Raw genomic sequence first — 13393 nt, forward strand, 5'->3', positions numbered from 1 at the left:
TTACGCCCCATGCCAGCCGGGCGGTCCGGGGAATTGGGAGGGGCGGGGGAACAAACCGTTTCTTGTTTCTTCGGTGGCAGGAGCTAAAGCAGAACGGCGGGAAAAAGGGGCGGATCGCGAAAACTCCGCCGAAGTCCTGAAGGACTTCGCCTCCGTGTTCACTTGAAAGTTGGCTTTGAGGCCAACTTTCACCACCCCTTTTTCCCGCCGTTCTGCTTTAGCTCCTGCGAACCTCAGAAAAGGAAACGGTTCATTCCCCCGCCCCTCCCAATTCCCCGGACCGCCCGGCTGGCATGGGGCTGTGTACTGGCTGGGTAAGAAAAGCAAAAAGCTAAAATTTGCTTTCTAAATCCAATTAGAAAGCAACCGCTGCCTTAATATTACTGTAGATTTACCAATTTCAATTCATATCTATTCACAGATGATGTCGCGTTGCGTTCATATCCACTAGCGGAGCCAATACACAGCCCCCGCCAGGCTCCGCCTCTCCGCAAGTACTGGGGCGTAACTCCCACAATAAAAAAACCGCCCCATCAGCCCAAGGCCAATGAAGCGGTCTCCAATTTACTTTTTGTCGTTCTTTTCTTTTTTCCCTTTTTTGAACCTGTCCATAAATTTCTTCTTCTTCGGTGCAACCGGAACCGCACCGCCGCGAATGCTCTTGATCTCGGTTATGTAGATACCGCTCACTACGACCTTAGCCTCCGTCTTGACTGGAAGAACATCGAATACCTTCGCATCTGCGATCAGCGTCATGACCTTCGGACCAATCTTGGCCTTTACGATCGGTACCTTCGCACGCCTCATGTACTTCGGCGTCTGCTCGTAAACGATCTTTGGAAGTCCGGCGTCCTTCAGCTTCATCTTTTTCTTGTCGATGACCAGCATGGATACGGTCTGTGCTGCCGCTTCCAGAGCCTGCTGCTGTTCAACCTGGCGTTTTTCCAGCTTTCTTCCGAGAAAATAGAGAACAGCCAGTACTACCACTAAGATGAGAAGAATCACCAGTAATACGTTTAAAAATGTGCTCACGGGGAATACCTCCAATAGTTCATTTTGTAAATAAAGTCTATCTGTAATAGTATAGCATTATATTATGGAAAGTGCAAGCAAAAAATGCTTGACACCTTGACAGGGCTATGATATTATGGAATGTGCACTATTGTGGCATCATGTGCCTTGAGGGACATTTATGCCCAAAAACAGAACCAATAGAAAGAAAACAGGGGTGAAACGTCAATGGAAAAAAGCAGAATGCGTCCGGTCCCAGCCGGTAAAAGCCTGAGAATGAGCTTCTCGAGACAGAAAGAAGTCCTTGAGATGCCTAACCTGATCGAGATTCAGAAGAATTCCTATCAGTGGTTCCTTGATGAGGGATTGAAGGAAGTCTTCGAAGATATCTCTCCGATCGCAGACTTTGCGGGTCACTTGAGTCTGGAATTTGTTGACTTTACATTATGTAAAGACGACATCAAGTATACCATAGAAGAATGCAAGGAAAGAGATGCAACTTACGCAGCTCCTTTAAAAGTCAAGGTAAGGCTTTGCAATAAAGATAAAGATGAGATTAATGAACATGAGATCTTCATGGGTGATCTTCCGCTTATGACAGATACCGGTTCCTTCGTCATTAACGGTGCCGAACGTGTTATTGTCAGCCAGTTAGTACGTTCCCCAGGTATATATTATGGTATCGGACATGACAAGGTAGGTAAGGAGCTCTATACCTGTACAGTAATTCCTAACCGAGGCGCGTGGCTGGAGTATGAGACAGACTCCAACGACATTTTCTACGTACGTGTAGACAGAACCAGAAAGGTTCCGGTTACCGTGCTGATCCGTGCCCTTGGTTTCGGAACGAATGCCGAGATATTAGAGCTGTTTGGCGAGGAGCCAAAGCTTTTAGCCAGCTTCGGTAAGGATACGTCCGATAATTACCAGGATGGCTTATTAGAGTTATATAAGAAGATCCGCCCAGGTGAACCTTTATCTGTTGATAGTGCAGAAAGTTTATTAAACAGTATGTTCTTTGACCCGAGAAGATATGATCTTGCAAAGGTCGGAAGATATAAATTTAATAAGAAACTTCATTTCAAGAACCGTATCGTGGGCCACGTGCTTTCAGAGGATGTGGTGGATACCACAACCGGCGAGATTCTGGCGACTGCCGGCACGACTGTAGACAAGCAGCTTGCCGTAGATATCCAGAACGCAGCCGTACCTTACGTATGGGTGGAAGGCCTGGAGCGCAAGCAGAAAGTCTTATCCAACTTAATGGTAGATTTAGGCGCTTACGTATCCTTCGATCCGAAGGACGCAGGTGTTACGGAGTTAGTATTCTATCCGGTACTTGAAAAAATTCTGGAAGATGTTGGCACAGAAGACGAAGAAGTATTAAAGAGCGCGATTCACAGAAGTTTGGGCGAACTCATTCCGAAGCATGTCACAAAAGAAGATATTCTGGCATCCATCAACTACAACATGCATTTAGAGCAGCAGGTAGGTAATGCCGACGATATCGACCATTTAGGAAACCGTAGAATCCGTGCGGTCGGCGAGCTGCTGCAGAACCAGTACCGGATCGGTCTTTCCAGAATGGAACGTGTGGTTCGTGAGAGAATGACAACACAGGATATGGAGGGTATTACTCCCCAGTCCTTAATCAACATTAAACCGGTAACTGCGGCTGTAAAGGAATTCTTTGGAAGTTCCCAGCTGTCCCAGTTCATGGATCAGAACAACCCGCTGGCTGAGCTGACTCATAAGAGACGTTTATCCGCATTGGGACCTGGCGGTCTGTCAAGAGACCGTGCTGGATTCGAGGTTCGAGACGTACACTACACCCATTACGGACGTATGTGCCCGATCGAGACCCCTGAAGGTCCTAACATCGGTCTGATCAACTCCCTGGCTACGTATGCGAGGGTAAACCAGTATGGATTTGTGGAAGCGCCTTACCGTCTTGTAGACAAGAGCGAACCGGCCAATCCGATCGTTACCGACGAGGTCGTTTATCTGACTGCCGATGAAGAAGATAACTTCGTTGTCGCACAGGCGAACGAACCGCTGGATGAAGAAGGCCATTTTATTCATAAGAATATTTCCGGACGTTTCCGCGAGGAGACATCCGAATTCCAGAGAAAGAGCATCGATTTGATGGACGTTTCCCCGAAGATGGTATTCTCCGTGGCGACAGCCATGATTCCTTTCCTGGAGAACGATGATGCCAACCGTGCGCTGATGGGATCCAACATGCAGCGTCAGGCCGTGCCGCTGCTGACAACGGAAGCGCCTGTAGTTGGAACCGGTATGGAAGCCAAGGCAGCCGTTGACTCGGGTGTCTGCGTTGTGGCGAGAAATGCCGGTGTGGTAGAGCGTTCCGCTTCCAACGAGATCATCATCAAGAGAGATGCTGACGGCGGAAGAGACGTTTACCATCTGACCAAATTCAAGAGAAGCAACCAGAGCAACTGCTACAACCAGAAGCCGATTGTATATAAGAATAATCATGTGGAAAAGGGAGAGGTCATCGCTGACGGCCCGTCCACACAGAATGGTGAGATCGCTCTTGGCAAGAACCCGCTCATCGGATTCATGACCTGGGAAGGCTACAATTACGAGGATGCCGTTCTGCTCAGTGAAAGACTCGTTCAGGAGGATGTTTACACCTCCGTTCATATTGAGGAATACGAGGCGGAAGCCCGTGATACCAAGCTGGGACCGGAAGAGATCACCCGTGACGTTCCTGGTGTCGGTGAAGATGCGTTAAAGGATCTGGATGAGAGAGGTATCATCCGAATCGGTGCGGAAGTCCGTGCCGGAGATATCCTGGTCGGAAAGGTTACTCCAAAGGGAGAGACCGAGCTGACAGCCGAGGAGAGACTGCTTCGTGCAATCTTCGGTGAGAAGGCGAGAGAAGTCCGTGACACCTCCTTAAAGGTACCGCACGGCGCCTACGGTATTATCGTGGATGCCAAGGTATTTACCAGGGAGAATGGTGACGAGCTGTCCCCAGGCGTGAACCAGACAGTCCGTATCTACATCGCCCAGAAGAGAAAGATCTCTGTTGGTGATAAGATGGCCGGCCGTCATGGTAACAAGGGTGTTGTTTCCCGTGTACTTCCGGTTGAGGATATGCCGTTCCTGCCGAATGGCCGTCCGCTGGATATCGTTTTGAACCCTCTGGGCGTACCTTCCCGTATGAATATCGGGCAGGTTCTGGAGATTCACTTAAGTCTTGCGGCCCGAGCCCTCGGATTTAACATTGCAACACCTGTATTCGACGGCGCAAACGAGATCGATATCATGGATACCCTCGATGTTGCCAATGACTACGTCAACATGACCTGGGAAGAATTCCAGGATAAATATAATGACATTTTGAAACCCGATGTAATTGAGTATCTGGGTGATCATCTGGATCACAGAGAACTGTGGAAGGGTGTACCGCTCAGCCGTGACGGTAAAGTAAGACTCCGCGACGGACGTACCGGTGAGTATTTCGACAGTGCGGTTACGATCGGACACATGCATTATCTGAAGCTGCATCATCTGGTTGACGATAAGATTCATGCCCGTTCTACAGGACCATACTCCCTGGTTACACAGCAGCCTCTGGGTGGTAAAGCCCAGTTCGGCGGTCAGCGTTTCGGAGAGATGGAGGTTTGGGCTCTCGAGGCGTACGGCGCATCCTACACACTGCAGGAAATCATGACGGTGAAGTCGGATGATGTGGTAGGCCGTGTGAAGACGTATGAAGCGATTATCAAGGGCGAGAACATTCCTGAGCCGGGTATTCCGGAATCCTTCAAGGTACTGCTTAAAGAGCTTCAGTCACTGGCTCTCGATGTACGTGTACTGCGAGATGATAATACCGAGGTACAGATTGCAGAGGCAATGGATTACGAGGAGACAGATTTACGATCCATCATCGAAGGTGACAGAAAATTCAGGGAAGAGGAACCTCTTGCTGACTACGGTTTCCAGAAGCAGGAATTCCAGGATGATGAACTGGTTAGTATTGATGAAGAAGAGGATGCAGACGGTATCGACGATTCTTACGAGGATTTCGATGACGCCGAATTAGACGATTCAGACGAAGAATAGTTGTGTATGTTAGGAAGGAGAACCGCTCATGCCTGAGAATAATGAAACTTATCACCCAATGACGTTCGACGCTATCAAAATTGGGTTAGCGTCTCCGGAAAAGATTCTCGATTGGTCCCATGGCGAAGTTAAAAAGCCAGAGACGATCAATTACAGAACCTTAAAGCCGGAAAAAGACGGTCTTTTTTGCGAGAGAATCTTCGGACCGAGCAAGGACTGGGAGTGTCATTGCGGTAAATACAAAAAGATCAGATACAAAGGCGTTATCTGTGACCGATGCGGTGTCGAAGTCACGAAGGCCAGCGTTCGTAGAGAGCGTATGGGCCATATTGCGCTTGCAGCTCCGGTTTCCCATATCTGGTATTTTAAGGGAATCCCGAGCCGTATGGGCCTGATTCTCGATATCTCACCGAGAACCCTTGAGAAAGTACTGTACTTCGCATCCTATATCGTACTGGATGCGGCGGATACAGGACTTCAGTATAAGCAGGTGTTATCTGAGAAGGAATACCGCGAAGAGGTTGACAAATACGGTTACGGCGCATTCCGTGTAGGAATGGGTGCAGAAGCAATCCTGGAACTCTTACAGGCGATCGATTTAGAGAAAGATTCCGAAGAGTTAAGAAAGGGACTGAAGGATGCCACCGGCCAGAAGCGTGCCAGAATCATCAAGAGACTGGAAGTCGTAGAGGCATTCCGTAACTCCGGCAACAAGCCGGAATGGATGATCATGACCGCGATCCCGGTTATCCCTCCGGATATCCGGCCGATGGTACAGCTGGATGGCGGACGTTTTGCCACCTCCGATTTAAATGATTTATACAGAAGAATTATCAATAGAAATAACCGTCTGGCCCGTCTTTTAGAGCTGGGCGCGCCGGATATTATTGTCCGCAACGAGAAGCGTATGCTGCAGGAAGCCGTTGACGCCCTGATCGATAACGGCCGTAGAGGCAGACCTGTTACCGGACCTGGTAACCGTGCTCTTAAATCTCTTTCTGATATGTTAAAGGGTAAGCAGGGACGTTTCCGTCAGAACCTGTTAGGAAAGCGTGTTGACTATTCCGGACGTTCTGTTATCGTCGTAGGACCGGAGCTGAAGATTTACCAGTGCGGCCTTCCGAAAGAGATGGCGATCGAGTTATTTAAGCCGTTTGTTATGAAGGAGCTGGTTGCCAACGGCACCGCTCACAATATTAAGAATGCCAAGAAGATGGTGGAGAGACTTCAGACCGAGGTTTGGGATGTACTGGAGGACGTAATCAAGGAGCATCCGGTTATGTTAAACCGTGCGCCTACACTGCACAGACTTGGTATCCAGGCATTCGAGCCGATTCTGGTGGAAGGTAAGGCGATCAAGCTGCATCCGCTGGTTTGTACCGCGTTCAACGCGGACTTCGATGGTGACCAGATGGCCGTTCATCTGCCTCTGTCCGTAGAAGCACAGGCGGAGTGCCGGTTCTTACTCCTCTCACCGAACAACTTACTGAAACCTTCCGACGGTGGCCCTGTGGCCGTTCCGTCTCAGGATATGGTCCTCGGAATCTATTACCTGACCCAGGAAAGACCTGGCGCCAAGGGCGAGGGCATGGTATTCCATAATGTAAACGAAGCGATTCTTGCCTATGAGAACGGAGCCGTAACCTTACACTCCAGAATCAAGGCGAGAGTGACAAAGAAAATGCCGGATGGTACCATGAAGACCGGCTCCGTAGAATCTACGGTGGGCCGTTTCATTTTCAATGAGATCGTTCCTCAGGACCTGGGCTTTGTAGACAGAAGCATTCCGGGCAACGAGCTTCTGATGGAGGTGGATTTCCACGTCGGCAAGAAGCAGTTAAAGCAGATTCTGGAAAAGGTTATCAACGTTCACGGTGCAGTTCAGACTGCTGAGACGTTAGATGATATCAAGGCAATCGGTTATAAGTATTCGACGAGAGCGGCCATGACTGTATCCATTTCCGATATGACTGTGCCGGAGAGCAAACCGAAGCTGATTGCGGACGCTCAGGCGACCGTTGACCAGATTGCCAAGAACTTCAGACGTGGTCTGATCACGGAGGAAGAGCGTTATAAAGAAGTTATCGATACCTGGAAAGAGACGGATGATCAGCTGACTCACGATCTGCTTACCGGCCTTGACAAGTATAACAACATCTACATGATGGCGGACTCCGGAGCCCGAGGTTCTGATAAACAGATCAAACAGCTGGCTGGTATGCGTGGACTTATGGCCGATACAACCGGTCATACCATCGAACTTCCTATTAAGTCAAACTTCCGTGAAGGTCTGGACGTACTGGAGTACTTCATTTCCGCTCACGGTGCCCGTAAAGGACTTTCCGATACGGCTCTGCGAACAGCCGACTCCGGGTATCTGACGAGACGACTTGTAGACGTTTCCCAGGATATGATTATCCGCGAGGTAGACTGCTGCGAAGGAAAGACAATTCCTGCCATGGAGATCAAGGCTTTCATGGATGGCCAGGAGACGATCGAGGGTCTCGAGGAGAGACTGACAGGCAGATATATTGCTGAGACCATTACCGATCCGGATACCGGAGAAGTAATTGTGAAGGCAAACCATATGTGTACACCGAAGCGTGCGGCTGCGGTTATGAAGACATTACAGAAGATGGGACGCGATTCCGTCAAGATCCGTACTGTCCTTACCTGCAAATCCCATCTGGGTGTCTGCGCGAAATGCTACGGTGCCAACATGGCTACCGGACAGCCGGTACAGGTTGGTGAGGCAGTCGGTATTATTGCCGCTCAGTCCATCGGTGAGCCTGGTACACAGCTGACCATGCGTACGTTCCATACCGGCGGTGTTGCCGGCGGCGATATCACACAGGGTCTTCCCCGTGTCGAGGAGCTTTTTGAGGCGCGTAAGCCAAAGGGACTTGCGATCATCGCGGAGTTCGGCGGCGTAGCCACGATCAAGGATACGAAGAAGAAACGTGAGATCATCATTACAGATAATGAGACCGGCAACTCCAAGACGTATTTAATTCCTTACGGTTCCAGAATCAAGATCCAGGATGGCGTCTATTTAGAGGCCGGCGACGAGCTGACAGAAGGTAGTATCAACCCGCATGATATCTTAAAGATCAAGGGTGTCCGCGCGGTACAGGATTACATGATCCAGGAAGTTCAGCGTGTTTACCGTCTGCAGGGTGTTGAGATCAATGATAAGCACGTTGAGATGATCGTCAGACAGATGCTTAAGAAGATCAAGATCGAGGAGAGCGGAGACAGCGATGTGCTTCCGGGTACCTCCATGGACGTTCTTGATTACAACGATATGAACGAGGCACTTCTTGCAGAAGGCAAGGAGCCGGCGGATGGAAAGCAGGTTATGCTGGGTATCACCAAGGCATCTCTGGCTACAGACTCCTTCTTATCAGCGGCTTCCTTCCAGGAGACCACCAAGGTTCTGACCGAGGCGGCGATCAACGGCAAGGTAGACCACTTAATCGGCTTAAAGGAGAACGTAATTATCGGTAAACCAATTCCGGCAGGTACTGGAATGAAGCGTTACCGTATCGTTAAGCTGAGCACGGACGGGGAAGAGATGAATGAAGATGAGATCATCCTTGGCGACGATCTTGCGATTCCCGTTACAGAAGAGTATTTAGAGGCTGAGGAAGTTCTGGACATCGATGATATTGATGAAGAGGACGTATAAAGCAGTCTGAGAATAATATAAGTCCCGGCGGACGGAGCCGGTTGGGCGTATGCTCAGCCGTCCGGCCCGCCGGGATTCTTATTTCTGCGGTCCACGAACCAGGCGGAGCCTTCCGGCACATAGAAGAATGCTTCGGAGGGGGAATAGGCAGAATAGACAAAATTGATGAATTAACTGCATTCACAGGAGGTGGAGTTCATGGCAGATCTTATGATCGGAATCATTCTGATAGCAGCGGTCGGCGCGGTGATCTGGAAGAAAAGACGGGATAAAAAAATGGGGAAATCCGGCTGCGGAGGATGCTGCGGCAGCTGCGGGATGAACTGCCATCAGAGAAAAGACGATGGGAATGAGGAGACGGGGAACAGTAACTGACTGCCATATCCATATAAGAATGACAAAACAGAGATTGCGTCTTTCCAGAAAATATGATATCCTTATAATACAGTTTAAGAAACAGCGGTTCCGCTGACTTGCCAGGTCCGGTCATTTCGACAGAAGTTCCAGAATAAACATGTACTATGATAACTGTATATCGATGGACTTTGCCTGTTTTTCATGTTATGATAAAAGACGAAAACTTGCCTGTCAATTAGTGAAAGGGGAGGGATAGAATGGCAGATCAGGAAACATTAGATGCGATTGCCGTCATGCTTGACGGACTGGAGACGCGGCTGTACCAGAAGCTGGACGAAAAGTTAGAAGAAAAGCTAGAAGAAAAGCTAGAAGAAAAGCTAGAAGAAAAGTTAGAATTGAAATTAAAGCCGATCCGTACTGACATACTGACTTTATATGGAGAGGTACATGGTCTGAAGAACGAGATGGCCGATGTGCGTGATGATATCTGTGAACTTCGGAAGGATATGGATATTGTAAAGAAGCAGACTGTATACAATTATGATAAGATTATCGACAATTACGCCGCCATCCGGGAATTGCAGACTGTAGTGGAAGGAAAGATGGATAAACCGAGACTCGTTCAATAGGACGAATGGTATAAATTGAGAAAAAAGGCAAAGTCCGGGCCGGCCGGAGCTGCCTTTTTTCGTTTTTTAGAATGTTTTAAAGAATTTCCTTGACAGAAAAATGCAAAGTGTATATAATAATTAGGCGTGCATAAACGCGTCATGTTTTTGTGCACGCAATCAGGCTGAAAGAAATACAGCAACCACAGACAATATCACAGGAGGTGAAAAGAATGCCAACATTTAACCAGTTAGTTAGAAAGGGAAGACAGACATCCGTAAAGAAATCCACAGCTCCGGCTCTGCAGAAGGGTTACAACTCTTTACAGAAGAGAGCTACAGATGTTTCCGCTCCTCAGAAGAGAGGTGTCTGCACAGCAGTTAAGACTGCTACACCTAAGAAGCCTAACTCAGCGCTCAGAAAGATCGCCAGAGTACGTCTGTCTAACGGAATCGAAGTAACAAGCTACATTCCAGGTGAGGGTCACAACTTACAGGAGCATAGCGTTGTTTTAATCCGTGGCGGAAGAGTAAAAGACTTACCAGGTACCAGATATCATATCGTTAGAGGTACACTGGATACCGCAGGCGTAGCCAACAGAAAGCAGGCTCGTTCCAAATACGGTGCTAAGAGACCAAAAGACAAAAAATAATAATTAGAACCACATGATTGAATTTCTAGTGCCGGATTGATGATATTGAACCTGTAGGTTGCAGGATTATATATAAGAGAACCGAGCGCGAACGCAACTTCAATGTTTGTGAGTACCTAAGATCTAATGAAAAGCTGTGGAACCTGCATCATGCAGGCTCGGGCGGCGATATTAAGGAGGGAAGTAACGTGCCACGTAAAGGACATACTCAGAAGAGAGACGTATTAGCAGACCCGCTTTACAATAACAAGGTTGTTACCAAGTTAATCAACAACATCATGTTAGATGGTAAAAAGGGCGTTGCTCAGAAGATTGTATACGGCGCATTCGGCCGAGTAGAAGAAAAGATGGGCAAACCGGCTGTCGAAGTATTCGAAGAAGCGATGAACAACATCATGCCTGTACTGGAAGTAAAGGCAAAACGTATCGGTGGTGCTACCTATCAGGTGCCGATCGAAGTTAAGGCTGAGAGAAGACAGGCATTAGCACTCAGATGGATCACTCTGTACTCCCGTAAGAGAGGCGAGAAGACCCAGGAAGAAAGACTTGCTAATGAGATTATGGATGCTGCCAACAACACTGGTGCTTCTGTAAAGAAGAAAGAAGACATGCACAAGATGGCAGAGGCAAACAAGGCATTTGCTCATTACAGATTCTAATAGGAGGAAAAAGCTTTGGCTGGAAGAGAATATCCATTGGAAAGAACCAGAAATATTGGTATTATGGCCCATATCGATGCTGGTAAAACAACATTGACAGAGCGTATCCTCTATTATACTGGTGTAAACTATAAAATCGGTGATACTCATGAAGGTACTGCTACCATGGACTGGATGGAGCAGGAGCAGGAAAGAGGAATCACAATCACTTCAGCTGCTACAACCTGCCACTGGACCCAGCAGGAACACTGCAAGGTAAAGCCGGGTGCCCAGGAACACCGTATCAATATTATTGATACTCCAGGCCACGTTGACTTTACAGTAGAGGTTGAGCGTTCCCTTCGTGTACTGGATGGCGCCGTAGGCGTGTTCTGTGCAAAGGGTGGAGTTGAGCCGCAGTCTGAGAACGTATGGCGTCAGGCGGATACCTACAATGTACCACGTATGGCATTTATCAATAAGATGGATATCATGGGTGCGGACTTCTACGGTGCCGTTGAACAGATCAGAACCAGACTTGGCAAAAACGCAATCTGTCTTCAGCTGCCAATCGGCGCAGAAGATGAATTTAAAGGTATTATCGATCTGTTCGAGATGCAGGCTTATATCTACAATGACGAAAAGGGTGAGGACATTACCATCACTCAGATCCCTGAGGATATGCAAGTCGATGCCGAGCTTTACCACACCGAATTAGTAGAGAAAATCTGCGAACTTGATGATGATCTGATGATGCAGTATTTAGAGGGAGAAGAGCCTACTGTAGAGGAACTGAAGAAAGCACTGAGAAAAGCGACATGTGAATGTACTGCGATTCCGGTATGCTGCGGTACCGCTTACAGAAACAAAGGCGTTCAGAAACTTCTTGATGCAGTTGTAGAATATATGCCTTCACCAATCGATATCCCGTCTATCAAGGGTACCGACATGGATGGCAACGAAGTTGAGAGACATTCTTCCGACGACGAGCCATTCTCAGCGCTGGCATTTAAGATTATGACAGACCCATTCGTGGGTAAGTTAGCATTCTTCCGTGTGTACTCCGGAAGCATGAACTCCGGTTCTTACGTTCTCAATGCCACCAAAGGCAAAAAAGAGCGTGTTGGACGTATCCTTCAGATGCATGCCAATAAGAGACAGGAGTTAGATAAGGTTTATGCAGGAGATATTGCTGCTGCTGTAGGTTTCAAGACCACAACAACTGGTGATACTATCTGTGATGAGCAGCACCCGGTTATTCTGGAATCCATGGAATTCCCGGAGCCTGTTATCGATATCGCAATCGAGCCGAAGACCAAAGCAGGTCAGGGCAAGATGGGCGAAGCGCTTGCAAAGCTTGCGGAAGAAGATCCGACCTTCAGAGCGAAGACAAACCAGGAAACCGGTCAGGTTATTATCTCCGGTATGGGCGAGCTTCATCTGGAGATCATCGTAGACCGTCTGCTGCGTGAGTTTAACGTAGAAGCCAACGTAGGTGCTCCTCAGGTTGCTTACAAGGAGACATTTACTAAGGCTGTTGATGTAGACAGCAAGTATGCAAAGCAGTCCGGCGGACGTGGTCAGTACGGACACTGTAAGGTTCACTTTGAGCCGATGGATGCCAATGCGGAAGAGCTGTTTAAGTTTGACTCCACCGTTGTCGGCGGTGCTATTCCGAAGGAATATATTCAGCCGGTAGGTGAAGGTATCAAGGAAGCTTCCAAGTGCGGTATTCTTGGCGGATTCCCGGTACTGGGTGTTCATGCGACTGTATATGACGGTTCCTACCATGAGGTAGACTCCAGTGAAATGGCATTCCACATCGCCGGTTCCATGGCGTTCAAGGATGCGATGCACAAAGCAGGAGCTATCTTACTTGAGCCGATCATGAAGGTTGAAGTAACCATGCCGGAAGACTACATGGGTGATGTTATCGGTGATATCAACTCCCGTCGTGGCCGTATCGAAGGTATGGACGATTTAGGCGGCGGTAAGATTGTTCGCGCATTCGTTCCGCTGGCAGAGATGTTTGGATACTCCACAGATTTACGTTCCAAAACACAGGGACGTGGTAACTACTCGATGTTCTTCGAGAAGTACGAGCCAGTTCCAAAATCTGTACAGGAGAAGGTACTTGCTGAGAAGAACGGTAAATAATCCGTCGCTCCCAAAAGGGACTTTAGCAGACCAGAAAATCCGGGTACTAATTGGACTCCGAGCGGTCTAAAACCGCCCGGAATCCATCAAATAGGCTTGAAAATAGTGCATAAATAGCATATAATAAAAGACAGCCTAACATAAAAATTAAAGCTCAAAAGAGCACAAATTAAGGAGGACGTTATA

General features: G+C 48.3%; 8 protein-coding genes. 7 read left to right on the forward strand and 1 reads right to left on the reverse strand.

Going from position 1 to position 13393, the window contains the following annotated elements:
• Positions 1-564: 564 nt before the first annotated feature.
• Complete coding sequence (locus H8S80_RS09685) at positions 565-1032, reverse strand: hypothetical protein (protein ID WP_002604737.1); 468 nt, start codon at positions 1030-1032, stop codon at positions 565-567.
• 207 nt (positions 1033-1239) lie between these two features.
• On the opposite strand from H8S80_RS09685, the gene rpoB reads away from it, so the two are divergent.
• From rpoB to fusA, 7 genes are all read left to right on the forward strand, one after another.
• Positions 1240-5106 (forward strand): DNA-directed RNA polymerase subunit beta, encoded by a 3867-nt coding sequence (gene rpoB, locus H8S80_RS09690; RefSeq protein WP_029467278.1) that lies wholly within the window; start codon positions 1240-1242, stop codon positions 5104-5106.
• Positions 5107-5134: 28 nt separating this feature from the next.
• The gene (rpoC, locus tag H8S80_RS09695) at positions 5135-8794 is read left to right on the forward strand and encodes a DNA-directed RNA polymerase subunit beta' (protein WP_117630671.1); all 3660 of its coding nucleotides are present in this window, start codon (positions 5135-5137) and stop codon (positions 8792-8794) included.
• A gap of 198 nt (positions 8795-8992) precedes the next feature.
• The gene (locus tag H8S80_RS09700; RefSeq protein ID WP_002604734.1) at positions 8993-9169 is read left to right on the forward strand and encodes a FeoB-associated Cys-rich membrane protein; all 177 of its coding nucleotides are present in this window, start codon (positions 8993-8995) and stop codon (positions 9167-9169) included.
• Between the two features lie 239 nt (positions 9170-9408).
• Entirely contained in the window at positions 9409-9780 is a 372-nt protein-coding gene (locus H8S80_RS09705) for a hypothetical protein (RefSeq protein ID WP_181987866.1), read from the forward strand.
• 212 nt (positions 9781-9992) lie between these two features.
• Positions 9993-10412 carry a 30S ribosomal protein S12 gene (rpsL, locus tag H8S80_RS09710; protein WP_002604732.1) on the forward strand — a complete coding sequence of 140 codons (420 nt, stop codon included), beginning with the start codon at positions 9993-9995 and terminating at the stop codon, positions 10410-10412.
• Between the two features lie 188 nt (positions 10413-10600).
• Entirely contained in the window at positions 10601-11071 is a 471-nt protein-coding gene (gene rpsG / locus H8S80_RS09715) for a 30S ribosomal protein S7 (RefSeq protein ID WP_002604731.1), read from the forward strand.
• A gap of 15 nt (positions 11072-11086) precedes the next feature.
• On the forward strand, positions 11087-13207 hold the full coding sequence (gene fusA / locus H8S80_RS09720) for an elongation factor G (protein ID WP_117630672.1): 2121 nt from the start codon (positions 11087-11089) through the stop codon (positions 13205-13207).
• Positions 13208-13393 lie beyond the last annotated feature (186 nt).

Source organism: Hungatella sp. L36 (assembly GCF_014288035.1).

Excerpts from the sequence above, each read along its gene's own strand:
- rpoB (WP_029467278.1), top strand. The coding sequence starts at position 1,240 with ATGGAAAAAAGCAGAATGCGTCCGGTCCCAGCCGGTAAAAGCCTGAGA.
- rpoC (WP_117630671.1), top strand. The coding sequence starts at position 5,135 with ATGCCTGAGAATAATGAAACTTATCACCCAATGACGTTCGACGCTATC.
- H8S80_RS09700 (WP_002604734.1), top strand. The coding sequence starts at position 8,993 with ATGGCAGATCTTATGATCGGAATCATTCTGATAGCAGCGGTCGGCGCG.
- H8S80_RS09705 (WP_181987866.1), top strand. The coding sequence starts at position 9,409 with ATGGCAGATCAGGAAACATTAGATGCGATTGCCGTCATGCTTGACGGA.
- rpsL (WP_002604732.1), top strand. The coding sequence starts at position 9,993 with ATGCCAACATTTAACCAGTTAGTTAGAAAGGGAAGACAGACATCCGTA.